At 64.0% G+C, this 24,461-nt stretch carries 28 protein-coding genes; 11 read left to right on the top strand and 17 right to left on the bottom strand.

Annotated features, from left to right (window positions below; translation table 11 throughout):
* Positions 1–11 precede the first annotated feature (11 nt).
* The 4 genes from C266_RS04305 to C266_RS04290 are packed head-to-tail and all read right to left on the bottom strand — an operon-like array spanning position 12 to position 2,442.
* Entirely contained in the window at positions 12–284 is a 273-nt protein-coding gene (locus tag C266_RS04305; RefSeq protein ID WP_010804475.1) for a flagellar biosynthetic protein FliQ, read from the bottom strand.
* Between the two features lie 10 nt (positions 285–294).
* Positions 295–1,083: an EscR/YscR/HrcR family type III secretion system export apparatus protein gene (locus C266_RS04300; protein ID WP_036661504.1), complete on the bottom strand. Its 789-nt coding sequence runs from the start codon at positions 1,081–1,083 to the stop codon at positions 295–297.
* Positions 1,084–1,112: 29 nt separating this feature from the next.
* Positions 1,113–1,577 (bottom strand): FliM/FliN family flagellar motor switch protein, encoded by a 465-nt coding sequence (locus C266_RS04295; RefSeq protein WP_010804473.1) that lies wholly within the window; start codon positions 1,575–1,577, stop codon positions 1,113–1,115.
* 7 nt (positions 1,578–1,584) lie between these two features.
* Positions 1,585–2,442 (bottom strand): hypothetical protein, encoded by an 858-nt coding sequence (locus C266_RS04290; RefSeq protein ID WP_144265701.1) that lies wholly within the window; start codon positions 2,440–2,442, stop codon positions 1,585–1,587.
* 214 nt (positions 2,443–2,656) lie between these two features.
* Between C266_RS04290 and C266_RS04285 the strand changes: the two genes are divergently transcribed.
* Positions 2,657–2,989, top strand: coding sequence for a flagellar hook-basal body complex protein FliE (locus C266_RS04285; RefSeq protein ID WP_010804471.1), 333 nt, complete (start codon positions 2,657–2,659; stop codon positions 2,987–2,989).
* 73 nt (positions 2,990–3,062) lie between these two features.
* Here the strand turns inward: C266_RS04285 and C266_RS04280 are convergent, their stop codons facing one another.
* From C266_RS04280 to C266_RS04255, 6 genes are all read right to left on the bottom strand, one after another.
* Positions 3,063–4,721 carry an iron ABC transporter permease gene (locus tag C266_RS04280; protein ID WP_036661414.1) on the bottom strand — a complete coding sequence of 553 codons (1,659 nt, stop codon included), beginning with the start codon at positions 4,719–4,721 and terminating at the stop codon, positions 3,063–3,065.
* 2 nt (positions 4,722–4,723) lie between these two features.
* Entirely contained in the window at positions 4,724–5,662 is a 939-nt protein-coding gene (locus tag C266_RS04275; RefSeq protein ID WP_246189970.1) for an ABC transporter substrate-binding protein, read from the bottom strand.
* Positions 5,663–5,701: 39 nt separating this feature from the next.
* The gene (locus C266_RS04270) at positions 5,702–6,397 is read right to left on the bottom strand and encodes an ABC transporter ATP-binding protein (RefSeq protein ID WP_010804468.1); all 696 of its coding nucleotides are present in this window, start codon (positions 6,395–6,397) and stop codon (positions 5,702–5,704) included.
* Entirely contained in the window at positions 6,397–7,527 is a 1,131-nt protein-coding gene (locus tag C266_RS04265; protein ID WP_010804467.1) for a porin, read from the bottom strand. The genes C266_RS04270 and C266_RS04265 overlap by 1 nt, the downstream gene beginning before the upstream one ends.
* Before the next feature lie 167 nt (positions 7,528–7,694).
* Positions 7,695–8,996 (bottom strand): ATP-binding protein, encoded by a 1,302-nt coding sequence (locus tag C266_RS04260; RefSeq protein WP_010804466.1) that lies wholly within the window; start codon positions 8,994–8,996, stop codon positions 7,695–7,697.
* Positions 8,997–8,999: 3 nt separating this feature from the next.
* Positions 9,000–9,704, bottom strand: coding sequence for a response regulator transcription factor (locus tag C266_RS04255; protein WP_010804465.1), 705 nt, complete (start codon positions 9,702–9,704; stop codon positions 9,000–9,002).
* Between the two features lie 252 nt (positions 9,705–9,956).
* On the opposite strand from C266_RS04255, the gene C266_RS04250 reads away from it, so the two are divergent.
* On the top strand, positions 9,957–10,832 hold the full coding sequence (locus C266_RS04250; RefSeq protein WP_010804464.1) for a MipA/OmpV family protein: 876 nt from the start codon (positions 9,957–9,959) through the stop codon (positions 10,830–10,832).
* 40 nt (positions 10,833–10,872) lie between these two features.
* Entirely contained in the window at positions 10,873–11,979 is a 1,107-nt protein-coding gene (locus C266_RS04245; RefSeq protein ID WP_010804463.1) for an SDR family oxidoreductase, read from the top strand.
* A gap of 84 nt (positions 11,980–12,063) precedes the next feature.
* On the opposite strand, the gene C266_RS04240 is transcribed toward C266_RS04245, so the two are convergent.
* From C266_RS04240 to C266_RS04230, 3 genes are read right to left on the bottom strand one after another with little or no spacing between them, the layout of a single operon-like run.
* Positions 12,064–12,972, bottom strand: coding sequence for a LysR family transcriptional regulator (locus tag C266_RS04240; RefSeq protein ID WP_010804462.1), 909 nt, complete (start codon positions 12,970–12,972; stop codon positions 12,064–12,066).
* A gap of 45 nt (positions 12,973–13,017) precedes the next feature.
* Positions 13,018–14,013, bottom strand: coding sequence for a carbohydrate kinase (locus C266_RS04235; protein WP_010804461.1), 996 nt, complete (start codon positions 14,011–14,013; stop codon positions 13,018–13,020).
* Positions 14,014–14,061: 48 nt separating this feature from the next.
* Complete coding sequence (locus C266_RS04230) at positions 14,062–14,844, bottom strand: sulfite exporter TauE/SafE family protein (protein WP_010804460.1); 783 nt, start codon at positions 14,842–14,844, stop codon at positions 14,062–14,064.
* Between the two features lie 143 nt (positions 14,845–14,987).
* Between C266_RS04230 and C266_RS04225 the strand changes: the two genes are divergently transcribed.
* Together C266_RS04225 and C266_RS04220 are read left to right on the top strand one after the other, a co-directional pair.
* On the top strand, positions 14,988–15,917 hold the full coding sequence (locus tag C266_RS04225; protein ID WP_010804459.1) for a LysR family transcriptional regulator: 930 nt from the start codon (positions 14,988–14,990) through the stop codon (positions 15,915–15,917).
* Positions 15,918–16,133: 216 nt separating this feature from the next.
* Positions 16,134–17,546, top strand: a complete 1,413-nt coding sequence (locus C266_RS04220) for a methyl-accepting chemotaxis protein (protein WP_010804458.1) — start codon at positions 16,134–16,136, stop codon at positions 17,544–17,546.
* Positions 17,547–17,643: 97 nt separating this feature from the next.
* Here C266_RS04220 and C266_RS04215 read toward each other — a convergent pair whose 3' ends face one another.
* The 3 genes from C266_RS04215 to C266_RS04205 form a co-directional block, all read right to left on the bottom strand.
* Positions 17,644–17,958 carry a hypothetical protein gene (locus C266_RS04215; protein WP_010804457.1) on the bottom strand — a complete coding sequence of 105 codons (315 nt, stop codon included), beginning with the start codon at positions 17,956–17,958 and terminating at the stop codon, positions 17,644–17,646.
* A 457-nt stretch (positions 17,959–18,415) separates the two neighbouring features.
* Positions 18,416–18,622: a CsbD family protein gene (locus tag C266_RS04210; protein WP_010804456.1), complete on the bottom strand. Its 207-nt coding sequence runs from the start codon at positions 18,620–18,622 to the stop codon at positions 18,416–18,418.
* Between the two features lie 170 nt (positions 18,623–18,792).
* A complete protein-coding gene (locus tag C266_RS04205; protein WP_010804455.1) occupies positions 18,793–20,340 on the bottom strand; it encodes a histidine kinase in 1,548 nt (515 codons plus the stop codon).
* Between the two features lie 270 nt (positions 20,341–20,610).
* Here C266_RS04205 and C266_RS26600 point away from each other — a divergent pair, with 270 nt between their 5' ends.
* Positions 20,611–20,787, top strand: coding sequence for a DUF1328 family protein (locus C266_RS26600; RefSeq protein WP_010804454.1), 177 nt, complete (start codon positions 20,611–20,613; stop codon positions 20,785–20,787).
* A gap of 98 nt (positions 20,788–20,885) precedes the next feature.
* On the top strand, positions 20,886–21,047 hold the full coding sequence (locus C266_RS26595) for a DUF1328 domain-containing protein (protein ID WP_010804453.1): 162 nt from the start codon (positions 20,886–20,888) through the stop codon (positions 21,045–21,047).
* Between the two features lie 6 nt (positions 21,048–21,053).
* Here C266_RS26595 and C266_RS27660 read toward each other — a convergent pair whose 3' ends face one another.
* Positions 21,054–21,227: a hypothetical protein gene (locus tag C266_RS27660; RefSeq protein WP_168162863.1), complete on the bottom strand. Its 174-nt coding sequence runs from the start codon at positions 21,225–21,227 to the stop codon at positions 21,054–21,056.
* 64 nt (positions 21,228–21,291) lie between these two features.
* On the opposite strand from C266_RS27660, the gene C266_RS04190 reads away from it, so the two are divergent.
* From C266_RS04190 to C266_RS04175, 4 genes are all read left to right on the top strand, one after another.
* A complete protein-coding gene (locus tag C266_RS04190; protein ID WP_010804452.1) occupies positions 21,292–21,933 on the top strand; it encodes a response regulator transcription factor in 642 nt (213 codons plus the stop codon).
* A gap of 19 nt (positions 21,934–21,952) precedes the next feature.
* Positions 21,953–22,375, top strand: coding sequence for a response regulator (locus C266_RS04185; RefSeq protein ID WP_010804451.1), 423 nt, complete (start codon positions 21,953–21,955; stop codon positions 22,373–22,375).
* 375 nt (positions 22,376–22,750) lie between these two features.
* A complete protein-coding gene (locus C266_RS04180) occupies positions 22,751–23,785 on the top strand; it encodes a methionine ABC transporter ATP-binding protein (RefSeq protein ID WP_010804450.1) in 1,035 nt (344 codons plus the stop codon).
* Positions 23,775–24,428 (top strand): methionine ABC transporter permease, encoded by a 654-nt coding sequence (locus C266_RS04175; RefSeq protein WP_010804449.1) that lies wholly within the window; start codon positions 23,775–23,777, stop codon positions 24,426–24,428. The genes C266_RS04180 and C266_RS04175 overlap by 11 nt, the downstream gene beginning before the upstream one ends.
* Positions 24,429–24,461: the final 33 nt, after the last annotated feature.

Here is a 24,461-nt window from a genome sequence, read left to right as displayed (position 1 = left end):
GGCGCGCAGCGCTAACCGGCCAGTGAGGCCGCGCGGGCGAAGGTTTCGGCGGCGAAATCGGTGAGCGTGCCGGCGAGCCACGGCGCGGCAAACCCGAGCGTGAGCAGCGTGACGATCAGGCGAGGCAGGAACGACAGTGTCTGTTCGTTGATCTGCGTGGCCGCCTGAAATAACGCCACCACCAGTCCCATGACGAGGCTCGGGACGATCAACACGAGCACGATGACGATCACGAGCCGCAGGGCGTCGAGTCCGATGTCGATGGCAATATCGCTGGTGAGCATGGCGTTCTCCTCAAACTGCCTGCACGCTGGTGACGAGCGTGCTGACGGTGAGCGTCCAGCCGTCGATGAGCACGAACAGCAAGAGCTTGAGCGGCAGAGAGACGACCAGCGGCGAAAGCATCATCATGCCCATTGCCATGAGCACCGAGGCCACCACCAGATCGATGACGAGAAACGGCACGAAGAGCATGGCGCCGACTTGAAACGCTGTTTTGAGTTCGCTTAACAGGAAGGCCGATGCCTTGACCAGAAAGCTGTGGGCCTGCGGATCGGCAATGCCGGTCTCACCGGTCAGACGGGCCATCAGGTCGAGCGACGACTGACGGGTTTGCGCGAGCATGAAGCGTGAGAGCGGTGCCTCGCCGGCACGGATCGCTTCGGTCAGCGTGATCTGGTTTTCGTCGTAAGGCACCACGGCTTGAGTCCAGATCGCCTCGCCGACCGGGCGCATGACAAGCAGGCTGAGCAGTAGCGCCATGCCGGTCAGCACACGCGCGGGGAGCCCCTGCTGAAGCCCCAGCGCCTGACGCAGCAGCGCAAGAATGATGGCGAAACGCACGAACGTGGTCATCACCATCAGCATCATGGGCAGCAGGCCCAGCAGCGTCATGAGAATGAGCAACTGCGTCTTGACGGTGAAGTCGGTGGTGCCGCCCTGCGAGCGCAGGCGCATCAGGTCGCCCGTCTCGTCGGCGCGGGCACCGGTGGCGAACAGGGCGAACCCGATCGCCAGAATCGCGAGAATGAAGGTCTCCGAGGCGCCCAGCGGGAAGCCGCGCGCCCTGAGCGGGCGCAGCACCCGCTGACGCACGACCTGTAGGGCGGCGTTCATCGGGCTAGCCGGTCCAGCTCGATTGCGTCGAGCGTGAGGATCTTCAGCCCGTACTGCGCGCCCGAGGCGACGACTTCCGCGAGTCCCACCGGTACGCCATTGACCAGCACCGCAAGCGGCGCACCCGCTGCGCGATCAAGGCTCAGAACGTCGTCGGCGCGCAGGGCCGCCAGCTCACCCAGCGTGAGGCGGGTCGCCCCGACCTCAAGTGTGAGTTTCACAGGCACGCGGCGCAGTGTCTCGCGCATGGCGAGCGGCGCCTGTGCCGGACCGCCGGCTTGCGACAGGGGCGGCGTCGACGTTGATGGCGCACCTGCGTCGCCGAGCCAGTCGCCCGAAAGGTCTTGAGAGAGATCGTCCAGGGAAGGCAGATCGTCGATGTGCGCGTCCGGGCGCAGGTCGCTCGCATCGGCGGCGCCGGAGACCAGACCGGAGGGATCGTGAGGGAATTGGGTAGACATGGGAACCTTACTCAAGAGTTTGGAAGTGCGTGAGACACAGATGCGCATCGCGCTCGATGATGTCGGCGCTCATCAGCGGGTCGTTGTCCACGCAAACGAGGGCGCGCTGCACGAAGCGCACGGGCAACACGTCGCCCGGCTGTGCGTCGAGCAACGCGCCGAGCGACAGGTCGATGTCAAGCCAATGTGCGCTCAGACGCACCGGAATCGTGGCGATGTCGCATGCCGGCCGGGTGTGTTGTGCTGCGCGTTCGCTTGCATCGGGGCCCAGCATCGTGAGCCACCGGCGGGCGTCTTCGGCCGCGAGCCGGAATGTGACGGTGCCCAGTGGCGTGTCGCCGGCGCGATCCGCAATGCGCGCACCGATCCATAGGGACGGGGGTGTCGATTGGGGATCGAGGTCCATCGTCTCGACATCCGACGGCACCGGTGCCATCTCGGACGAGACAGCCTGGCGCAGCGCATCGAGCATTTGCCTCGCAAAGCGTGTGACAAAGCGCTCGTACGTTGCCGCCGGCAGCGCGGCATGCAAGGCCGGGGGGCCGACGAATTCATCCGCGTCGTAGCGCAACCGGAACGCGTCGTGCAACAGGCCGGCGTCGAGCGTCACGTCGATACAATGCCCGTCGACGCGAAAGCGTTGCACGATGACGTCGGCGGTAGCCGGGGCGCTGGCACTCACCGACATGGCGGCGACGCGCCACGCCATAGCATGGCGATGACGGACGTGCTGCGGTAATTGAACATCGAGGCGTGAGCGCAGCCGCTCGGTCAGAGGATCGAGGAGCTGCGTCGGCTGTCCGAGCCGGCACGGATCGAGTGCCCGGATCGCGCCGGGCGGCGTAGGCGCGTGCATAGTGTTCATTTGGTTGATAGACGGTTCGCAGCGCTTCAGCGCGCAGGGGAGTTCGCATCCTAAAGGCGTCGCTCGTCCTTGTTGATGGGGAAAGACTCAACCGCGCGCGCTTTAGGGGATTGCCCAATCACGGTGGCGTCGGGTGTGCGTAGAGTGCGGAGTCTAGTCAGTGCCGCTGCGCATCGCGCGGGGGCACACGTTTAAACGCCTTACGGAGATTCGAATGCCCGTCTCGATGGAACAGTCGCTGATGACTGAAATGCGTCGCATGCAAGCGGCACAACGCGAACTGGATATGGCCGCTGGCGTGCGCGAGGCGGCGCCTGCACTGGCGGGGGCCTCGGGCAAGCCCGATTTCGGTGCGATGCTGCGGGGGGTGGACGCCGCCCAACGCGACGCGGGCGACCGGATGAAGGCGGTCGATCTGGGCCATAGCGACGATCTGACCGGCGCGATGCTGGCGAGCACTCAGGCCGACCTGTCGTTTTCCATGCTGATGCGAACGCGCGACAAGGTAGTAGGGGCGGTGGAAGAGTTGGTGCGCATGCCGTTCTGAGTCGCACGCACTGTGTGGCGAGCGTGGCGTGAGGGTCGCACCCGGCCTCTACGCCGGGCGCGACCCGATGGCTTCAGCCGTTCGCTGGTTTTGCGTTGAGCTTCGATGCGAGCGCGAGCAACGTGCCGCTTACCGTCATCGACACGACACCCATCGCCATCCCCTGCCCGATGGAGCCTTGCTCGAACTGACGCCATACGAAGATCGAGACCGTCTGAACCCCGCTGGGGGCCAGCAGCAACGATGTCACCAACTCGCGCGACGCGATAGCGAACACGATCATCAGCGACGCGCCGAGCGCAGGCATGACCAGTGGCAACGTGATGCGCCGCAGCGCCACACCGGCCGGTGCGCCGTGCACGCGGGCGGCCGCTTCGAGCGAGGCGGCCGTCTGACGCAAGGCGGCGCTGGTGTAACGCACCGGGTAAGGCAGCAGCAGGCAGCTATACGACAGCAGCAGAATGCCCCATGTGTTGTAAGGCGTCACCGGCCAGAACGGCAGGTTCCAGGCAAGGATCAACCCCACGCCGACAACGATGCCCGGCAGTGCATGCGGCAGCAGCGAGAGCCCGTCGATCAGCACACGGGCGCGCATCGTCGACTTCACGACGCACCACGCACACAGGAACCCCAATACCCCGGTCACGAGCGACGTGCCCAGCGCCAGCGACAGACTCGTCGCCAGCGCTTCGACGCCCTCTGCGCCCTGACCCAGCAGCGCCGCGAAGTGCGCGGTCGTCAGGTTGGCGAGCGACAAGCCGCCCGAGAGCGTGCCCGAGAACGCCGTGGCCAGAATCGAGAACAGTGGCGCGACCGTGGCGAGCAGCGCAACCAGACCGAACCCGAACAGCACCGGCACCCGCCCACGCCCCAACGCACGCGGCGGCGAGGCGATCGGCTTGCCCGTTTGCGTCTCGAAGTCCTTGCCCGCCGCGAGCCGGTGCTGCAACACGAAGGCGAACAGCGCGATGACTGCCAGCACGACCGACAGGATCGACGCGCCCGGCAGATCGATGGGCCAGTCGGCGAAGCGCCCCTCGATGGACGTTACCAGCACAGAGAAGCCTGCACGCGCTCCCAATGCGGCGGGCGCACCGAATTCCTCGATGGCCATCGTGAAGGCCAACAGCAGACTGGCCGCGAACGCGGGCAGCGCGAGCGGCAACGTCACACGGGCGAACGCCCGCCATGCCGATGCGCCGTGCACCCGCGCGACGTCGGCCAGACGCGACCCCGTCGTGGCCAGTGCGCGCGAGACGGCGAAGTACACGACCGGGAAGATGTTGAGCGTCATCACGAAGACGAGGCCCGGCAGCGAGAACAGGAACTGTCCGGCATCCAGCCCGGTAAGCTGCTGGGCATACCCCCCCGTTTGCAGCAACAGCATCCAGCCGAGTGCCGCGAGATACGGCGGCACGAGAAACGGCAGCAGGAAGCACAGATCCCAGAGCCGGGCGCCCGGTACATGAAACAGGCCGCGCACCGCCCCCAGCGCGCCGCCGACCAGTGCCGTGCCCAACGCCACCGAGAGTCCCAACCGCAAGGTGTTGGTCAGCAACGGCAAAGTGTTGTCATGCGACAGCGTGGGCCAGACGGCGGAGAAGGGCTTGGCGAACGAGCCTTGCGCGAGGTGCGGAAAGACCGCCTGCAACAGCACGAACGCAACCGGCAACGCCACCACGACGGCGAGGGCTGCAACCGTCGCTGCGGGGAGTAGTCGGAACGATTTCACCGTCAGTGCTGGCCGTTGAGTTTGGCGAAACGTGCCAGGACATCGGCGCGCGAAGCGCTCGACGATTGCGCGTCACCCTGCGGCAGCAGGCGCAGATCCTTGAACGAGGCGCGCTTGATCGCGATGTCCTCGCGCGCGGGAATCAGCCACGCCTCGGCAACCATCTGCTGACCTTCTTCCGAGAGCACATAGTCGATGAACTGACGCGCTTCGCTCTGCTGCTTCGACGTGTTCAGGATCATCATCGGACGCGGTGCGATGACCGTGCCGCTCGTCGGAAAGATGACCTTCACCGCTTCGCCGTTCGCCGCCGCCGCGTAGGCAACGTAATCGACCGCGCCGAACACGGCAGCCTTCGCACCTTGCAGCACCGGGTTGAGCGCCTGCGCGTTCGGGCCGGAGACGACCATGCCGTTGTGCTTGAGATCCTCGAAGAGCTTCCAGGCTTCGCCGCCCAGACGCGCTTGCAGACCCAGCAACAGATCGGCCGATGCGCCCGACAGCGCCGGGTCCGGCATCGTCACGAGATTGCGGTAGGCCGGCTTGGTCAGATCGCGCCAGTCACGCGGTTCGGGCGTGCCCGACTTGGCGTTCCAGACGATGCCAAGCGCCGAGAGGCCCTGGGCGACGTAGTGCGGCGTCTTGAACGGAGCGGGCACGCGTGCGGCGTTAGCGCTCTGGTAGGGCGCGAGCCAGCCGCGTTTCTCGAGATCCTGCGCGGTGTCCCACGAGGCGGAGATGAGAACATCGGCACGCGGGTTGGCCTGTTCGGCCTCGATGCGCGCCATCACCTTGCCGGTAGTGGCTTGAAACACATCGACTTTGATGCCGGTTTTCTTCTCGAAACCTGTAGCGAGCTTCTTGCTGAGGTTGCCGGGGCCGGCGGTATAGACGGTCAGCGCATGCGCGTGTTGTACGCCGACGCTTGCAGCAAAGGCCATGGTGAGTGTCGCGATAATTTTGCGGTGAAACATTATGGGCTACCTCGTAATACGTTTGTCAACGCGCCCGTGGGCGAGGATCACGATCTGGTCCGCCAGCGCCTCGGCTTCGTCGCGGTCGTGTGTGACGTAGACGGCGGTGGTGCCAAGACGCGAGAGCAGCGCCCCGATATCGGCGCACAAACGTGTGCGCAGATCGCGGTCGAGGTTGGATAGGGGTTCGTCGAACAGCAACAGGCGCGGGGCCGAGACGATGGCGCGCGCGAGCGCAACGCGTTGTTGCTGCCCGCCCGAGAGCGCCTGCGGTCTGCGCGGGCCCAGCCCGGCCAGACCGACGAGCGAAAGCGCCTCTTCCACACGGTCGCTGCGCTCGGCGCGTTTAACTCCGCGCATCTCGAGCGGGAACGCCACGTTGGCGGCCACGCTCATGTGCGGCCACAGCGCGTAGTCCTGAAACACCATGCCGAGCGAGCGCCGCTCGGGGGCGTGGCAAATGCTGTCGCTGGCGACGACCGTATCGTCGAAACGGATTTCGCCCCCGGTGGGGGCGAGCAGGCCGGCGAGCAGCTTGAGCAGGGTGCTCTTGCCGCAGCCCGAGGGGCCGAGCAGGGCAGTCGTGGTGCCGGCCGGGACATCGAGGTCGATGCCCTCGAGTACGCGCGTTGCACCAAACGTCTGGTGCAGCGCGCGCAGCGACACGGACACGCCTTGCGAAGCGCGAGTGTCGCTCGTCATCAGAACGTGTGCTTGATACCGGCCATCGTACCGAACTGGTTCTTGCCGGCGACCACGTTGTTGCCGAAACCGTTCAGACCGAGGTCGGACCCGTTGCGGTTCACGACGTAGCCGAGATTGACGTAGACGTCGGTGCGCTTCGAGAAGTTGTAGTCGGCGCTGACCTGGAACGACAACGGGTCGCGGTTCGTTCCGTAGAAGTCCTGATACATGGCCGTGGCCGACAGGTCGAGCGCCGGCATGGCGTGCCACGTCGTACCCAGCCAGTAGTAACTCGACGCTTCCACCGGGCTCTTGTTCAGGGCCGAGAGATGGATCGCCTTGGCGTTCAGGTAGCGATAACCCACGTACAGATCGACGCTTTGCAGCGAGTACTGCACGGCGGCGGCGATACGGCGATCGATGTTGCCTTCATAGCCGCCGACCTTCGGGGTCATGGCCGCTTTGGGCAGCGTCGAGCCGCCGTTCTTCTGATCGTAAGCGAGCACGAACGACAGCGGGCCGTTGGCATAGCGCACACCGGCGTCGACGACTTGCGCCCGGCGGTTGTCGCCCGGCGTGGCGCTGCCGAAGCTCACGTCGTCGTAACCCTTCGAGTACTGGACCATGGCGTCGAACGCGCCGAGCTTGGCCGTATAGCGAAGGCTATTGTCCAGACGGTCGGAGAACGCCGTGTCCTGCATCTTGATGGCGTACACGGCGTTGTTGAGCGGGTTGAATTTGCTCACCCAGTCGAGGAACACGCCGCCCTGACGGCCGATCGTGACGGTGCCGAGCGAGCTGTTCGACAGGCCGACGTAGGCCAGACGACCGAACTCGCGGCCGCCCTGGAGCGACTGGCCGTTGCCGAGGTTGAAGCCGTTCTCGATCAGGAACAGGGCCTTGTTGCCACCGCCGAGGTCTTCGGTGCCCTTGATGCCCCAGCGCGAACCGGCGAGGTTGCCCGAGGTGATGCGTGTCAGGTTGACGGTGTTGCCGGCGGCGTTCTTGTCGGCGTTGGTGAGGAATTCGACGCCCGAGTCGATCAGCCCGTAGAGCTGAACGTTAGACTGGGCCAGCGCGGGCATGGGCAGGCTGCTGGCGAACGCCAGACAGCACCCCGCCGCCGCAATGCGGAAGTTGGGTTTCATGACAAGGTCCTCTTTGGGATTAGATTGAGCCGCCAATGTAGGCGGTCAACATGTCGTGAACATGACAATTCATCGTTATCCGAAAGGACGCTGCAATGAAAACGGCCGGCGAATGGTTCGCCGGCCGCAAGGTTTGGGATCGAGGTATGCCCGGAGGGGGCTCGATGTCAGCCTGTGGAGGTGCCCGGGAGCGTGATGGTGAATCGCGCGCCGCCCAGCGGCGACGTGTCGACGCCAACGTGGCCGCCATGCAGCAGCGCGATGCGTCGCACGATGGCGAGCCCCAGACCGAAGCCACCCGTCGCGCGGTTGCGACTGCTGTCGAGCCTGTGGAAGGGCTCGAAGATGCGGGCGCGCTCAGCTACGGGCACGCCCTCGCCGTCGTCGTCGACGTAGATGATGACGCCGCCGCCTTCGCAGGTCTTCGCGCCGCAAACGATGCGCCGCGATGTATGACGCATCGCATTGTTGAGCAGGTTCTGTACCGCGCGCGCGAGCAGCTTGGGTTCGACTTCGACGCAATCCGCACCGGGTTCGGCGGCAATGTCGAGCGCAATCGAACGCGCCGCCAGCACTTCGGTGCAATTCGCCGCGAGACTGTCGAACATCAGGCGTAGCGAGACGGCGTGACGCGTGGGCGGCACCGTGATCTGGTCCAGCCGCGCGAGAGAGAGCAGTTCGGTGACCAGTTCGTCGAGTTCGCGGATGTCGCCTTTGAGCGCGTTGATGCGCTCGCGGGCGTCGCCGTCATGGCGGCGCTGCTGAAGAATTTCCAGCCCGAAATCGAGGCGTGCGATCGGTGTGCGCAATTCATGCGACACCGCGTTGATCATGTCTTTCTGTGCCTTGACGGAACGATCGATACGCTCGGCCATGGTGTTGAAGACGTGGACGAGCGAGCCGAGATTCGAGAAGCGCGACACTTTCGCCCGCGAGTTGAAGTCACCTTCCCCGAAGCGGATCGCGGCGCGATTGAGCGACTGCAAATCGCTCCAATACCATCGAACCCAGGTCAGCACGGCCATCAGCAGGAGCAGCGCGAGCAACGCGTAGGCAAGATAGTTGGTCTGCTTCATATTCAGGTCGGTGCCGCTCTTGTAGGAGAGCACCCAGTCGGAGTCGCGCAATCGAAGCGCGATGTGATCGCCCTGGGTATCGTTCACGACCGGCAGGCCGGCTTCGAGTTGCGGCCGCACGTACTCGCGTGCGAGCTTGAAGCCCTTGAGCGGCACGATCTCCATCTTGTCTTTGCCCTTGCTCTCGAATTCGGCAATGAACTCCGGCCACTTCGACTCGGGAATCTGCGAGAGAGACTTGTTGATGATCCACACGTACGAGCCCAACTGCGTTTGCGCGGAGCGGTTCATGAGGTCGTAGAACAGATAAACGAAGGTGTTCTGGATCAGCAGAATCGCGACCACAAGCGAGATGCCGGCCAGCAGGTACACCTTCAAAAGTACGCGAAACATGGCTCAGCTCTCCCAGGCAGACGGGCTGAACAGATAGCCGCGTCCCCAGACGGTTTTAATGCGTTGCGGCTCACCGTCGGTGTCCTCGAAGCGTTTGCGCAACCGGTAGATGCCTACGTCGACCGTGCGGTCGATGCCGTCGAATTCAATGCCGCGCAACTGTTGCAGGATCTCGTCGCGCGTGACCACACGCCCGGCGCTGCGCGCCAGAATCAGCAGCAGGCTGAATTCGTTGGACTTCAATTCCACGGGTACGCCGCGCCAGAACACCATGCGGTCGCGCGGCACGATGCGCAACAGCCCGAACGCCAGCCCGTCGTCGCTCGCGACTTCCACCTCGGCGCTCGGCACGGCACGCCGTAACAGCGCCCGCAACCGGGCGAGCAACAGCCGCGGCTCAACCGGCTTCACGACGTAATCGTCGGCGCCGACCTCCAGACCGGCCACCTGATCGTAAGTGTCTTCACGCGCCGTGAGGATGAGGATCGGTGTGGTACTCACCGCGCGCATCTGGCGGCAGATTTCCATGCCATCCATGCCGGGCAGCATCAGATCGAGCACCACGATATCCGGTGAAAACGCGCGAAAGCGCTCCAAAGCGCGCGCCCCATTGGCAACGACCATGACTTCGAAGCGATAGGCATGCAGATATTCCGTGACAAGCGCGGCCAGCCGCGCATCGTCTTCGACAAGCAAGACACGGTACATGGCCGTATTCCTTTCGTGTTGTGCCGTGCCGCACACGCTCGGCGGCACTCCCGTGATGTGCATTCTACTGCCCCGGAGCCCCGCCGGGCGGGCGTTTCAAACCTGCGAACAAATGAAAACATTTGTTCACAACTCTCCTAAATCAGGTAACAGCCAGGGAGTCGCTTCACGCCTACCATGCGCTCACCTTGCGATCCGTGCGCAGATCGCAATTTCCCAACGCCAGAAACGCATCGAACTTGTAGGAGTGCCATGAAAGGTCGCTATCCCAGTCACACCCGCCGCAATCGCCATCTCCCCCGTCTTGCGGCAAGCGCCGTGGGGCTGCTGCTGGCGGGCGTTGCGTCGCAGGCCTTTTCGGTCGAACCCGCGCGATACAGCGGCATTCAGCCTGACCAGAGCCTGCCGACGCAGGCACCGGAAAGCGGCTACGAATTCACGATTGGCGGCGGTGTGGGCTACTCCCCTCGCTACATGGGCAGCGACGAGTATCGCGCCACGCCGGCCCTCAACCTTGCGCTGCAAACGCCTTACGGCGTGTTCGTGGGGCTGGGCGGCATCGGCTATCGACTCTCGCTGCCGGCGGGCTTCTTCGTGTCTGCGGCGCTCTCGTATGACGGCGGGCGCAAGGACAGAGCCAAGGGGGGCGACGCCGGCTCGGACAAGCTGCGCGGCATGGGCGACATCAAGGGTTCGGTCTTTACCACGCTGCAAGCCGGTTATGCGATTGGCGATCTGGCCGTCGTGAGCGTGGCGACGGATGTCCCGCTGACCCATCGCGATCGCGGCAATGTCTACCGCTTTGCCGTGGACAGCGTGCTTTTCAAGTCGCCCACGGACTCGGTCGGTGTCGGGGCCACGGCGCACTTTGCCAGCGGCAAGTATGCGCAGACCTATTTCGGCGTGAGCGCGAACCAGAGCCTCAATTCGGGCTATCGCCAGCACGCGGTGGGCGGCGGGCTTTACGGCGTGAGCCTCACGGCGAACTGGACACACAAATTCACGAAGCACTGGAGCACCACGGTAGCCGGCGGCGTCATGCGCTACACGGGCAACGCGTCGAAGAGTCCCATCGTATTCAACAAGACCAACTATCAGGTCGCCGCAACGCTCGACTACACGTTCTGACGAACACGTCGCGGTTCCGTTTTTCTGCGAGGCCAAAGCCATGCGAATTCTCGTCACCGGCAGTACCGGTTTTGTGGGCGGCGCCGTTGTCGCCCAGCTTCTCAATGACGGATTCGGTCCGTCGCTGTTGCTTCTCGTGCGCGCGCGCACCCGCAGCGATGGTCTGGCGCGCGTGCGCGCCGCGATGGATCGTTTTCGCGTTGCAGCCGTGCATCGGCTCGCGCTCGGCGAAGCGAACATTGTGTGCGGCGACCTTGCACAGCCGGTCTCGTTCGAAGACGACCCGCGCATGCGCAGCGTCACGCATGTCGTTCACGCCGGGGCGATTGCGTCCTTTTCAGCGCACCCGCAACTCGACGCCGTCAACGTCACCGGCACCCTGGCGCTTGCCCGTGCGGTCGCGGCGTCGCCGGTGCTCGAGCGCTTTGTGCATGTCGGCACCGCCATGGCGTGTGGCGATTCGCTCTCGGGGCTGGTTCGAGAGTCGCACGATCTGGCGCTCGCGGATCATCAGGTCGTGCCCTACACCGCATCGAAGGCCGAAGCCGAGCGTCGCCTGCGCCGTGCGTGGCCGAGCCTGCCGCTGGTGATTGCTCGGCCCTCCGTCGTCGTGGGCCATACGCGCCTCGGGTGTGAGCCGTCCGGCAGCATTTTCTGGATGTTCCGCATGGTGCAGTTGCTCGGTGCATTCACCTGCGGTCTCGACGACCGGCTCGACGTGGTGCCTGTCGATTTCTGCGCCAACGCGCTGATCGATCTCGCATTCCTGCCGCATTTGCGTCACGACCTGTATCACGTCTCGGCCGGCGAGGGCAGCACGCGCACGATTCGCCAGATCGAAGCGGCGCTGGCGAGGGCGCGCGGCGTGGCGCCCCTGGGCGAGCGTTTCCGGCACATCGGCGACGCCGAGATTGCGCGCCTGACGCCTGCGTTGGCCCGTCAACTGGGGCATGGAAACAGCCGTCTGATGGCGAAGGCGCTGCGTCGATATGGCGCGTTTGCGGCGCTCGATTACGTGTTCGACAACCGTCGTCTGCTGTCCGAAGGGACGCGTCCCCCGACGCCCGTCACCGATTATCTGGAGGTATGCGTGCGCTCGTCGGAAGCGACGTCGGTGGCCGAGCAAATGGCTTGGGATTTCAAATAAGGCCGTAGGAGACGGTCTGACGCGCCGGTCCGGCGGGCGATGCGACGAGTGCCGTGCAGCGTACGATGGGGTCGCTGTCGCGTGTCACCGCAGCGCGGCCGGACCGGGAGCGTCCCCCGCAAAGCACTGAGCGAGAAAGCGCTCCGTGGGACGCGACAGGGCATCGGCGTGCGGCACGAGCGCAGTGAGCAAACGCTTGAGACCGTGCGGCGGATCGATGCGTACCGAAGCGAGGGCGGCATCTTCATGTCGCATCGACATCGCCGAGACGAAGCCCACCCCCATGCCCGCCCGTACCGCCTCCTTGATACTCTCCACCCCCGCCAATTCCAGCGCCACGCGCGGTGTGAGCCCGGCCACCGAGAACGCGCGGGCCACTAGCGCCCGCACCCCCGAACCCGGTTCGCGAAGGATCAGCGGATATTCGGCGATGGCCTGTAACGACGCCCCTTCCGGTTGTTGCGCCAGCGGATGATCGACGCGCGCAATCGCAACGACTTCGTCGTCGCGCCACGGGCGCACCGCAATCTCCGGCGACAAGCCCGGCGGCACCGCACCCTCGATGAAGGCCACGTCGAGACGGTCGAGCTGCGCCACGATTTCGCTGGTGTTGCCGTCGACGATGTGCAGGGCCACGGCGGGGTAGCGTTGATGGAATTCCGCGATCACGTAGGGCAGCAGGTAACTGGCCGGCGTCGTGCTCGCGCCGATGCGCAATGCCCCCGTTTCCATGCCGCGCAGGCTGTCACGCAACGCGAGCGCCTGACGGTAGTCTTGCCGTAATTTGTTGGCGTACACCGCGACCTGCTCACCCACGGCCGTCAGCCGGATACCGCGTCCGTCGCGCCGATACAGCGGCTCGCCAAACGATTCCTGCAACAGCCGCAATTGTCCGGAGACTGCGGGCTGCGACAGATGCAACGCCTGCGCCGCGTGGCTGATGTTGCCCAGTTCGGCGACCGTCGCGAAGGTCAGCAATTGGTCCGGCGTCATGTCGAATTCATCGGCTATGGTGATGATTGGCTTTCATCATAGCCATTATTTGGATGATTGACTCGACGACGTGTCGCGAACGCGTTGCGCGGCGATGAGGGCTTCTACCGCCTGCCAATCTGGCGCATGGGCGCCTGTGCGCGTGCAGGCGAGGGCTGCGGCGGCGGCCGCGCGGCGCAAGTGACGGCCAAGCGGCGCGTTGGGTTCGCGCGACAGACTGGCCAGCCAGCCGCCGATGGTGGCGTCGCCCGCGCCCACGGTGTCTGCCACGTCGACAGGGTATGCCGGTTGGACGAGCGCTGTGCCGTCGGGCAGAAGCAATCGCATGCCGCGTTCGCCATCCGTCAGCAATATCGATGCCTGCGGTGCAATACGACGGACTTCCGCCAACGCATCGTCATCCGGACGACCGGGGTAAAGTCCGCGCAGGTCTTCCATCGAGAGCTTGAGCCACGTCGCGAGCTTTGCCATCTGCGTGAATGTGGCGAGGTATCCGGGGCCCATCAGATTGCGCAGGTTGGGATCGAAGCTGATGGCGGTACCTCGCGCATGCAACTGCGCGGCCAGCGACACGAGCGTGCACGCCAATGGCTCTCGCACAAGGCTGATGCAGCCGAAATGCGCGACGTGAGCGGCGTCTTGCCAGCCGGACGGCAGCGCGCCGGGATCGAAGGCGAGATCGGCGGCGCCCTCGCCAAGAAAGAAGTACGCGGGCGGATCGTGACGGTGCACGACGGCCACGAGCGGCGGCGCATCGACCGGCTGCAAGTATCGGTCGTCCAATCCGGCAGCGCGGGAGAGCGCGAGCAGTTCGGTGCCGAACGGCGCATGAGTGCTGATCGCGCCGCCGTATCCGGTTGCCACGCCCATCGCGGCGCTCACGCGCGCGACATTCCAGCACGCCCCCCCCGCACGACTCACCCACTGGCGAGCGTCGCCGCCGGGTTGACGAATCAGATCGGTGAGGGCTTCGCCGAAGACGAGCAAGGCGGGCAGCGACATGAGATGAGGGCCGTGTGTGATGAGCAAGGCCGTCAGCATACCCGCTGCCTGCGTGCTTCGGGCGTCCGGCGAATCGACGCGCCAGTGCTATTGGCTGCGTATCAGGAGCGCGACGCCCGCCGCCAGCACAGCGAGATTCACTGCCTTCACGAACTGTTGGCGCGAGAGCCGCAGCGTAATGTGCTTGCCAATCCACATGCCGGCGATCATCGCCGGTATCAGCGATGCCGCCGTCACAAGCATCGACAGGTTGGCGTAGACGCCGGCAAACAGGAAGAGTGCTGCGCGTGCCAGGGTACTGAAGCCGATGAGCGTCGCCTGCGTCACCCGCATGGCTTCCACACGGTCGAGACGACTCGTCAGATAGATCGCGAAGAGAAAGCCGCCGCTGCCGAACATCGCGCCGAACATGCCGCCTAACGCACCGAACGGCACCGCCCACGCCTGCGATAGACGCGATTTTGCGCGCGGCCCGAACAGCGAGAACACGGCATAGCAGCAGATGAACCACGCCAACGAACGTAACAGAACCTCGGGCTGCAATGTCAGCAGGAGCACCGCGCCCGCGAGACTCCCGGCGATAATCGCGGGCACGAGGCGGCGTAGTTCATCGACGTCTGCCGCGCGCGCGTTGCGCACGACGTTGCCCGATGCCGCACCGAAGTCGAGCAAGGCGAGCATTGGGATGATCTGGGCAACGGGCATCGCATAGGCCAGCGCGGGGCTCGCGACGAGCGCAGTGCCGAAGCCCGCAATGCCGAAGATGACATAGGCCACAACGAGCGCGGCGCTCATCAGCAACCAGTGACCCGGTGTGGGAAGTGCGGCGACAAGGGTGTCGAACAGGGGCCGGGAGAACGTCGAAAGCATGGCGCGGACGAAGTGACGAAATGAGATGAGAGAGGCGCAGCCTGACGAAGCAAGCAGGGTGTGCGCAGGTTTTCCGTCAGCATAGGGCCGCGTGTCGGGGCGGCGCCAATATAGAATGTGGCGATATTCGATCTCGAAACGGCATGATCATGGTGTCGCTGCGGCAGTTACGGTATTTCCTCGAAGTGGTCGACGCCGGTGGATTTAGTGCGGCGGCCGAACGGTTGTTCGTCGCGCAATCGGCGCTGAGCCGCCAGATCTCGGAACTCGAACGGGAATTGCAGGCGGTGTTGCTCGAGCGCTCGTCAAAAGGTGTGACGCTCACGCCTGCCGGCCGCACGTTTCTGAACGAGGCGCGGCGTGTACTGACCGAACTCGAAGGCTCGGTGGCGCTTACGCGCAGCGTGGCGCGCGGCGAGCAGGGCACCGTACGGCTGGCGCACTCGAGTTCGGTGCCGTTCGCCGGGGCATTGCCCGCCGCGCTGTATGCACATCTTCAGGCCAATCCCGGCGTGAGCGTCGACGTCTCGACACTGTCCTCCGAACAGCAGCAGGACGACATCGAGGCCGGCCGTATCGATCTGGGGCTGGTGCGGCTGCCGGTACTGCGCCCGGCGGCTTCGCTCGTGTGCGAAATCATTTCGCAGGAGCGTTTGCTGCTGCTCGTGCCGCCGGGCCACGCGCTCGCACACCAGGCGTCGGTGAGTGTGGCGGCGCTGGCCGCCGAGCCGTTTGTCTCGCTGCCGCACCGGGAGCGTGGCGGATTGAGCTACCGTGTTGCGCAGTTGTGCCAGCAGCACGGCTTCTTCCCGAAGGCCGCCGTGGCGACGTCGCGAAAGGCGACGCTGGTCAATCTGGTCGCGGCGGGATTCGGTGTGGCCATCGTGCCGCAAAGTCTCGCTGCCATGGCCGGGCCGGGCGTGCGCCGCGTGGCGCTCGACGACGCGAACGCCGACAGCGAAATCGCGTTGCTGCATCGCCGCGACGCGGGGGGGCTGGTCGTGGCCGTGGGCGAGGCGATGCGTGCCGCGATAGGCGCTGCGGCGTCTCCCGGCCTGCCTGCCGGGCAGTAAGTCCTGCGTAAGCCGTGCATGAGAGGGTGGCTTCACAAAGTCGGAAGTGCGGGGCCGCGACAAGCGACGAAACCCTCAAGTCGGCCGTTTTTTCTCCCGTTATAATTTTCGACACATCAGCGTGTGGCGCGAACGTCTTTCCGGCGTTTTTGGCAGTTCCGGCGGATGTCGTGCCCTCGTCATAACAAGCAGATCAGCGATGCGAGGAGACTGACGATGGGGCTATTCACGCGCACAAGGGGAGCGGCGCAGACCGTCGATATCATGAACGAGGTGGCCGCCAACGCCGGCACCCTCGGCATTGAATTGTGCGACGTCGCCGGTAACGTCGACGAAATCGCCGTTCGAATCAAGCGTCAGGCCGAAGTGTTTCAGGCGCTTCGCCGCGCCGCGACAGACACCAGCGCAGGCAACCAACGCATCGCCAGCGCCGCGCGTGAGGCGCGCGATGTGGCCGATCGTGCAAGCGCGGAAATCTCGGCGTCACGCAACACGGCAGACGCGTCGCTTGCCTCCATCCACGGCCTCGTGGAAGGCGTATCCGGCATGGCCGGCGAAATCACAGGGCTACGCGAAGCGCTCGACCATGTGGGGAAGGTAGCGGAGGGCATTTCGGTCATCGCCCGCCAAACCAATCTGCTGGCGCTCAATGCGGCGATCGAAGCGGCTCGTGCGGGGGTGGCCGGGCGCAGCTTCGCCGTCGTTGCCTCGGAAGTCAAATTGCTCGCCAGCAAGACGGCGGAGGCGACCCAGCAGATCGAGCGCACGCTCGCCGCGTTGGGGGAGCGCACCGAGCGTCTGATGCGCGAGAGCAACGCCAACGTCGCCCGCGCCAACGATGCCCGCGAAGGCACCCGCGCCATTGCGAGTGTGATCGAGACGGCCGGGACGGCGCTCGACACGTTCGATCGTCAAGCCGGGCAGATTGCCGAGGTCAGCGAAGCCATCGAAAACGAGTGCACGACACTCGCTGCGCACGTCGACGAAATGGCCGACGGGGTATCGCATTCGGCGGAACACGTCGAAAGTGCGCGCGAGCGCATCAATGGGCTGCTGTCCGTCTCGGAGCATCTGATCGGGCTGATTGCCGAAGCCGACGTCGAAACGCAGGACACGCCGTTCATTCGCGCCGTGCGCCGGGCGGCCAAGCAGGTGGGGGAGAGTTTCGAGGCGGCGCTGGCCAAGGGCAAGATCAGCGAGCAGGAGCTGTTCGACCGTCGCTACGAGCCGATTCCGGGATCGAACCCGCCGCAGTTGATGGCGCGCTTCACACGTTTTACCGACGAGACGCTGCCAGCCATTCAGGAGCCCTTGCTCGGACTCAACGAGCGCATCACCTTCTGCGCCGTTGTTGACGAGAACGGCTATCTGCCGACGCACAACCGCAAGTTCTCACAGTCGCCGACCAACGATCCCGTCTGGAACGCCGCCCACTGTCGTAACCGCCGTCTCTTCAACGATCGCACGGGGGCTGCGGCGGGACGCAACACTAAACCGCTACTCCTGCAAACCTATCGGCGCGACATGGGGGGCGGGGAGTTTGTGGTGATGAAAGACGCGTCGGCACCCATCTATGTGAACGGACGTCACTGGGGCGGCTTCCGGATTGGCTACCGGGTTGAGCGCTAAGCACACATCACCGTTCGTCCCCTGAAAGCGAACGCGCCACCGACCTCGCAGTCGGCGGCGCGTTGTACGTTCGGCGGCCGGTCATGCCGGCCGTCGATCAATAGCCATACCAGCGGCCGTGGCGCCAGTAACCGTGGCCGTAGTAGGGACGGCCGTAGTAGGGGCGACCGTAATAGGCCGGCGGCGGCGCGCCATAGTAGACCGGCGCAGGCGCGACATAGACGGGGGGCGGCGCGTAATAGACCGGCGGAGGCGGCGCCACGTATACCGGGGCCGGGGCATACACCGGGCCGGGGACGACCAGAGGTATGCCAATGCCGATACCGACCGAGACGTGAGCCTGCGCCGTTCCGATCGCACCCGCGGCGAGCGCGATACCGGCGATGGCAAGGGCGGCAAACTTGGTTTTCATGATATTTCTCCTGCGGACTTGGCAGCGTACTGATGACAGCGCCCGAACGGCACCATGCCGTTCGACGCGCCTGGTGCCCGCCGACACCCTGGTTCGTCACATTTCCCTGACTTAACTCTACTGAAGTTCCGAAACGCAGGCGTGGCGCAATTGTTGCAAAGTATGCGCATTGACACGGCATGGGGAACGTTCGGGCGTAGAAAAGCAGCCGTCGAACGTGTGAGTTAGGCGCCTATTCTATTCAGAATCAATGGTTTGCGCTCGTTCCGACTGGCGCGCCAGAAGGTGGCGGCCGCAAGCAGGCGCGCCGCCTCGGGCGACACTTGTTACATTCATTTACAAGGGGCGGGCGGCGTGTGGCGCAAAAACAGCGGCAGATGCCGCGTTCGCGACATGATGTCGTCCGAGGTGCGAGGAAGAAGGGAGGCCGCCTCCCGGTGGGCATGGCGACACTCGCTTACCAGAGCTTGTGCCGGTTGTTCCAGGTGTCGACCTCGCGCTCGGCATCGGCCTTCGCCTTGCCATAACGCTCCTGAATCGCGCCCACGAACTTGTCGCGGTTTCCCTCGATCTTGAGCAGATCGTCGTCGGTCAGGTTGCCCCACTGCTTCTTGGCTTCGCCCTTCAGTTGACTCCACTTGCCCTTGATCAGATCCGAGTTCATGGCAACTCCTTGAGGTTGGGTTCAGGTGTTTCCATACGACAACTTCGCGCATCGTTACCGCGCGATTACCGCACTGTTGGGGCGGCAAGTGATTCCATGATAGGGAGTGCGAAACGTTCGCGCTGTCAGCTGCGCCAGCCTCGCGACGTAGGCGGAGTCGGGTTGCGCTGTCAGTGCATTCCGACGGGCGGGGAGGGGGGCTGGGGTGTTTCGGGTGTTTCGGGTGTTTCGGACGTTTCGGACGTTTCGGGCGAGTTGCCGGCATCGCTGTCGCGATTCGCAATGGCGGGCACCTGCGGTGCGGTGCTTTCGGTCACTTCCGTGGCAATGTCCAGCGCATCCGCCGGACTGCACAGCGGCAGCACGACCTGAATCTCGGTACCGAGGCGTTGCGGCAACGAGTGGATATCGATGCGTCCGCCTTTGGCCGAGACGCGCTGGCGCATGCCGAACAGGCCGTGTGTCTTGGGTTTGTTGAATTGGTCCGGCGTGAGGCCGATGCCGTTATCGATGACTTCCAGACGCACACGCTGATCGTCGCACGCCAGCGCGACGCGCACGGCCGTCGCCCGCGCATACTTGCCCGCATTGGTGAGCGATTCCTGCGCAACGCGGAAAAGCGCGATGGCGGTCGACTCAGGCAGTGCGAAGTCTTCTTCCGGCAGATCGAGATCGAGTTGCCAGTGTTGCTGGTCGGCGGCTTCCTCGGCAAGCGAGCGCAACGCGGTGACAAGGCCGAAGTTGATCAGCACCGTCGGGCGCAGGTTCTCAATGATGCGGCGCTTGGTCTGAATGCCGGAGTCGAGATTGCGCTGTGCACGCGCCAGCTTCTCTGCGATCACCGGATCGGTGCTCCGCAGCTTGTGGTGCGCCCATGTGACATCCATCTTGCAGGCCGTCAGAATCGAGCCGAGTTCGTCGTGCAACTCGCGCGACAGGCGCGTCTTCTCGTCTTCGCTGACGTTTTGCAAGTGGGTGGCCAGTTCGTCGAGTTGTTCGGTGCGTTCGCGCACGAGCCGGTCCAGGTGTGCCTGCTGTTCGCGCAACTGGTCGCGCGCCAATTCCTCCTGCCGCATCTGCCGGCCGAGCGTGCGGAACAGCAGGATGAACAGCAGGATGGTGAGCACGGAGAGCGCGCCGGCGCTCACCGCCGAGATCGCCTGATCGAAGCGCCCGTTGGCCTGCGCGGCACGCGCGCGCGCCAGCTCACGGTTGTACAGATCGGTGATGCCGTTTTGCACGGGCTCCAGGGTGCCCATGCCGAGGTTGGCAGGCGAGAGCGCCTCTTCGAGACTCATTTCCCCTTGTCTGACCGCCGCGCGCGCTGCTTCCATCGCCGCGATGCGCTGCGAGAACAACGTCATCACGTCGGCAAACTCCCGCGTCGCCTGTGCATCGCCCACGTTTTCGTAATGCTGGATGACGAGCATCGCGAGCGCGCGAATGCGCCGCACGGCCGACAGGTACGGATCGAGATAGCTCGCGTTGTTCGTGAGCAGGTACCCGCGCTGGCTCGACACCACGGTTGAGGTGTGCGCCATGATCTCGTTGAGTTCGTTGGCTGCGATCATGGCTTGCAGCGCTGTCTCATAGGTGGAGGCGAGACGGCGGTGCGCCGATTCGAGACCGATCAGGCTCCCGACCGTGATGACGATCGCGGCAATCATGGCGATGATCCAGCTTCGGCGGCGCAGCCAGGACGAAAACAATCGGGGCATGAGGGGCTCGTCGGGGTGGTTTTGGGGTAATCCTGCAAGGAATGCGGTGGACGAGACGCGCTTTGATCATAAGTCGAAATTCCCGTCGTTTTGGGAAATGTCAGCGAATTCCTACGCAAAAACCAGCGCCGGCCGGGCAGTCCCGCCAGCGCGCTTTTCCTACCATGCACTTAGTGCTCGATGGGTTGCGCCGCACTATGCAACACGTTGTCAGGCCATCGGGTGCGAGGGATATCTCCGGGAGATGACGTATTAACCAGGGAGAGTGCTATGTTGAAATGGGCTTTGCTATTTGCACTGATCTCGATTGTGGCCGGCCTGTTGGGCTTCACCGGGATCGCCGCCGGTGCTGCCGGGATCGCGAAGATTCTATTTGTGCTGTTCTTGGTGCTATTCGTGATCTTCCTGCTGCTTGGACTGACCATCGCCAAGAAGATGGTTGATTAGACGGCGCGCTGCGGCGCAGGCTGTGGTCTTGCGCCGAAGCGATTCCGCGATGCGCCGGTTATGCGGCTTGCGGGCCGATCCCATTCAAGGAGGTTGCGATGCTTCACTATGCTGTCGTGTTTTTCGTGATCGCGTTGATTGCCGCCGTTTTCGGCTTCACGGGAATTGCGGCCGGTGCGGCCGAGATCGCGAAGATTCTGTTCTTTGTCTTCCTGGTGATCTTTCTGGTCACGCTGCTCTTCGGGGTCGTCCGGCGATAGACGTGCCTATTTCGCGCGGCGCATATTGCGATTGAGAGTTACCGCGAGATGATTCATTATTTGGGCGACCGGGATACCACTACGCGGCGCAGGCTTGGGGGAATGCTGACGGTCGGGCAAACGCATGCCGATGCGATGCGCGATCTGCGCCGAGCGCGAATAACGGGCGACGACGGCCATGATCTGCGTGTCCCGACATGTGGGTGAGGCCATCTGACCGATGAGGACAGTCTCTGGAGCTTAGATGTCATCGACAATAAAAATCCTGATTGCCGACGACCACGCGATCGTTCGTACTGGCTTCAAGCAGTTCATCGTCGACGAGTCGGACATGGAGGTGCTGGGCGAGGCTGCGAGCGGAGACGAAGTGATTCGTGCCGTTCGCGAGGCGCCGTTCGATGTCGTGCTGTTGGATATCGCCATGCCCGACAAGAACGGCATCGATACCCTGCGGGTGATCAAGCAATTGCGTCCGGAGCAGGCCGTGCTGTTCCTGTCGACGTATCCCGAAGCGCAGTACGCCGTCAATCTGCTGCGTGCCGGGGCGAACGGTTATCTGATGAAGGACGCGCCGCCCGAGGAGATCATCCGGGCGATTCGCACGGTGGCGCGCGGTCACCGCTACGTCAGCGAAGGGACGGCCGATCTGCTCGCGCAGAAGTTGGAGCAGCCGATCGACGAGCCGATGCACGAACAACTCTCGGAGCGCGAGTTCCAGGTGTTCTGCAAGCTCGCGCAAGGACGCACGCCAACGGAAATCGCCGACGAATTACATCTCTCGGTGAAGACAGTCAGCACGTATCGCGCGCGGGTGCTGGAAAAGATGCATTTGAAAACCAATGCCGACCTGACGCTCTACGCGCTCAAGAACGGTCTGATCAGTTGATAGAAAAGAGAGGCTTGTGATGTCGACCGGGAACGCGGCAACGCATACGGGGTCCCGTTTGCCCCTCAAGGTGCTGTTGATCGAAGACTCGGCGGTGATTCGCGAGAGCCTGTCCGAAGCGCTCGGCTCGACCGGGATGCTCCAGGTGGCAGGTGTGGCGGAGACTGCCGACGACGCGGTTCGCACGCTCAAGGAAGATTCGTTCGATGCCGTGATCGTCGATATTCAGTTGCGGCGCGGCTCGGGCATGGACGTGCTCTCGTATCTGCACGACGCGGGCATGTTGCCGCACCTTATGGCCATCGTGCTGACGAACTACGCTTTGGCAACGTATCGCAAACGCTGCCAACAACTGGGCGTGCAGCATTTCTTCGACAAATCGCTGGAATTCGACCGCGTGATTGAAGTGCTGGACGACTTTGCGTCCAGCCGGCAAGTCTGACATTTTCCCATTTTCCCATTTTCCCATTTCCCGATTTGCCGGTTCGAGCCGGCATCTGCGCTCCCTTTAGTCACCCATTCCCGCCGGGCAAGAATGCCGTTCGCCATTAGCGAAATCACCTCACTTTTTCCCGTTTAAGAGGGCCGGTGTCCTGCCGTGCACCCAATTTTTGCTGCATTGCGGCACGAAGCAATGGCCTTCATTTTCGCGTTGCGACGTGATGCGAACTTCAGTTGAAATTTAGTATAAAGAGATCAAATTTTATTATTTTCAACTATTTAGATGCATGGGCTAGAATGTCGCCTTTGCGCTATATACCGGGTCAGGGCGGCGGCACTGCGGGCAGTTCCGGCAGTGGGGCTGCCATTTTTTTGCATGATCGAACTCCAGAACATTACCCAGCGTTTCGCTGGACCCAAGGGGCCGATCGACGCGCTTTCCAAAATTAGCCTGTCGATCGAGCGTGGCGAAGTTTTCGGCATCATTGGCCGAAGCGGCGCCGGCAAGAGCACGCTCGTGCGCGTGATCAACCTGCTCAATCGTCCGAGCGATGGAACCGTGCGCGTTGACGGACAGGACCTGACATCGTTGTCGTCGGACGACCTGCGTCAGGCGCGCCGTCGCATCGGCATGATCTTTCAGCATTTCAATTTGCTCAGCTCGCGCACAGTCTACGATAACGTGGCGCTGCCGCTGGAGCTGGCGGGCATGTCGGCCGCCGAGATTCAGGCGAAGGTGCTGCCGCTGCTCGAACTCGTGGGCCTGACGGCGCAGAAGGATCGCTATCCGGCGCAGATTTCCGGTGGTCAGAAGCAGCGTGTGGGTATCGCCCGCGCGCTGGCGAGCGAGCCGCAGGTGCTGCTGTCAGACGAAGCCACGTCGGCGCTCGATCCCGAGACGACGCGCTCGATTCTCGAATTGCTCAAGCGTATCAACCGCGAGCTGGGGCTGACCATCGTGCTGATTACGCACCAGATGGAAGTCATCAAGCAGGTGTGCGACCGAGTTGCCGTACTCGACGCCGGCCGCGTGGTCGAACAGGGCCGCGTGATCGACGTGTTTCTGCGCCCGCACCACGAAGTCACGCGCGCGCTCATCGGCGATGTGATTGCACAGGAATTGCCCGCAGGCGTTCGCGAGCGTGTCGCGTCGCGCATCGGTAACGGCCACGACCATCTGTATCGTCTGGCGTTCTCCGGCGCAGGCGTGGATCAGCCGCTGCTCTCCGAGGCGATTCGCCGCTACGAACTCGATTTCAATATCCTGCATGGCCAGATCGACGAGATCCAGGGGCAGGCATTCGGATCGCTCGCCGTGATGGCGGGCGGCACCCCGGCCCGTGTGGCCGAAGCCATGGCGTTCCTCGCCAGTCAGGGCGTTGTCGTTGAGGAGCTGAGCCATGTGGAGTGAAATGTTCGATCTGTTCGTCTCTTCGTTCTGGGAGACGCTCATCATGGTCGGGATTTCCGGCCTGATTGGTGCCGTCGTCGGCGTGCCGCTTGGCGTGCTGCTCTACCTGACGGATCGCAACGGCGTGTTGCAGAACCTGCCGACCAACCGCATCGTCGGCATCATCGTCAACGCCGTGCGCTCGACGCCGTTCATCATCCTGCTCGTCGCCGTGATTCCGTTCACCCGGCTCATCGTCGGCTCGTCCATCGGCACGATGGCCGCCGTGGTGCCGCTCACCATCGCCGCCGCGCCGTTCGTGGCACGTCTGGTGGAGACCGCACTGCGCGAGGTCGATCGCGGTTTGATCGAAGCGGCCCAGTCGATGGGCGCGACGACCGGTCAGATCGTCATGAAGGTGCTGCTGCCCGAGGCGCTGCCCGGCATCGTGGCGGGCCTGACGATCACGTTCGTCAGCCTGGTCGGCTACTCCGCAATGGCCGGCGCCATCGGCGGCGGCGGTTTGGGCGATCTCGGCATCCGCTACGGTTATCAGCGCTTCCTGCCGGAAGTCATGATTACCGTCGTGCTGATCCTGATCGTCTTCGTACAACTGGTGCAGACGTTCGGCGACTGGCTGGTGCGCCGTCTGAGCCATAAGTAATCACGCCCCATATAACAACGTCGCCGGCGAGCC

The sequence above is a fragment of the Pandoraea sp. SD6-2 genome (genome assembly GCF_000389825.1).
Taxonomy (GTDB): domain Bacteria; phylum Pseudomonadota; class Gammaproteobacteria; order Burkholderiales; family Burkholderiaceae; genus Pandoraea; species Pandoraea communis.
Note: the sequence above shows the minus strand (reverse complement) of the source record. Positions and strands in the feature narration are given on the sequence as shown.

Bases quoted from the DNA above. Each gene is read 5' to 3' on its own strand.
- C266_RS04305 (WP_010804475.1), bottom strand. From the start codon at position 284: ATGCTCACCAGCGATATTGCCATCGACATCGGACTCGACGCCCTGCGG.
- C266_RS04295 (WP_010804473.1), bottom strand. From the start codon at position 1,577: ATGTCTACCCAATTCCCTCACGATCCCTCCGGTCTGGTCTCCGGCGCC.
- C266_RS04290 (WP_144265701.1), bottom strand. From the start codon at position 2,442: ATGAACACTATGCACGCGCCTACGCCGCCCGGCGCGATCCGGGCACTC.
- C266_RS04285 (WP_010804471.1), top strand. From the start codon at position 2,657: ATGCCCGTCTCGATGGAACAGTCGCTGATGACTGAAATGCGTCGCATG.
- C266_RS04275 (WP_246189970.1), bottom strand. From the start codon at position 5,662: ATGGCCTTTGCTGCAAGCGTCGGCGTACAACACGCGCATGCGCTGACC.
- C266_RS04270 (WP_010804468.1), bottom strand. From the start codon at position 6,397: ATGACGAGCGACACTCGCGCTTCGCAAGGCGTGTCCGTGTCGCTGCGC.
- C266_RS04265 (WP_010804467.1), bottom strand. From the start codon at position 7,527: ATGAAACCCAACTTCCGCATTGCGGCGGCGGGGTGCTGTCTGGCGTTC.
- C266_RS04260 (WP_010804466.1), bottom strand. From the start codon at position 8,996: ATGTTTCGCGTACTTTTGAAGGTGTACCTGCTGGCCGGCATCTCGCTT.
- C266_RS04255 (WP_010804465.1), bottom strand. From the start codon at position 9,704: ATGTACCGTGTCTTGCTTGTCGAAGACGATGCGCGGCTGGCCGCGCTT.
- C266_RS04250 (WP_010804464.1), top strand. From the start codon at position 9,957: ATGAAAGGTCGCTATCCCAGTCACACCCGCCGCAATCGCCATCTCCCC.
- C266_RS04245 (WP_010804463.1), top strand. From the start codon at position 10,873: ATGCGAATTCTCGTCACCGGCAGTACCGGTTTTGTGGGCGGCGCCGTT.
- C266_RS04240 (WP_010804462.1), bottom strand. From the start codon at position 12,972: ATGACGCCGGACCAATTGCTGACCTTCGCGACGGTCGCCGAACTGGGC.
- C266_RS04235 (WP_010804461.1), bottom strand. From the start codon at position 14,013: ATGCTGACGGCCTTGCTCATCACACACGGCCCTCATCTCATGTCGCTG.
- C266_RS04230 (WP_010804460.1), bottom strand. From the start codon at position 14,844: ATGCTTTCGACGTTCTCCCGGCCCCTGTTCGACACCCTTGTCGCCGCA.
- C266_RS04225 (WP_010804459.1), top strand. From the start codon at position 14,988: ATGATCATGGTGTCGCTGCGGCAGTTACGGTATTTCCTCGAAGTGGTC.
- C266_RS04220 (WP_010804458.1), top strand. From the start codon at position 16,134: ATGGGGCTATTCACGCGCACAAGGGGAGCGGCGCAGACCGTCGATATC.
- C266_RS04215 (WP_010804457.1), bottom strand. From the start codon at position 17,958: ATGAAAACCAAGTTTGCCGCCCTTGCCATCGCCGGTATCGCGCTCGCC.
- C266_RS04210 (WP_010804456.1), bottom strand. From the start codon at position 18,622: ATGAACTCGGATCTGATCAAGGGCAAGTGGAGTCAACTGAAGGGCGAA.
- C266_RS04205 (WP_010804455.1), bottom strand. From the start codon at position 20,340: ATGCCCCGATTGTTTTCGTCCTGGCTGCGCCGCCGAAGCTGGATCATC.
- C266_RS26600 (WP_010804454.1), top strand. From the start codon at position 20,611: ATGTTGAAATGGGCTTTGCTATTTGCACTGATCTCGATTGTGGCCGGC.
- C266_RS26595 (WP_010804453.1), top strand. From the start codon at position 20,886: ATGCTTCACTATGCTGTCGTGTTTTTCGTGATCGCGTTGATTGCCGCC.
- C266_RS27660 (WP_168162863.1), bottom strand. From the start codon at position 21,227: ATGGCCGTCGTCGCCCGTTATTCGCGCTCGGCGCAGATCGCGCATCGC.
- C266_RS04190 (WP_010804452.1), top strand. From the start codon at position 21,292: ATGTCATCGACAATAAAAATCCTGATTGCCGACGACCACGCGATCGTT.
- C266_RS04185 (WP_010804451.1), top strand. From the start codon at position 21,953: ATGTCGACCGGGAACGCGGCAACGCATACGGGGTCCCGTTTGCCCCTC.
- C266_RS04180 (WP_010804450.1), top strand. From the start codon at position 22,751: ATGATCGAACTCCAGAACATTACCCAGCGTTTCGCTGGACCCAAGGGG.
- C266_RS04175 (WP_010804449.1), top strand. From the start codon at position 23,775: ATGTGGAGTGAAATGTTCGATCTGTTCGTCTCTTCGTTCTGGGAGACG.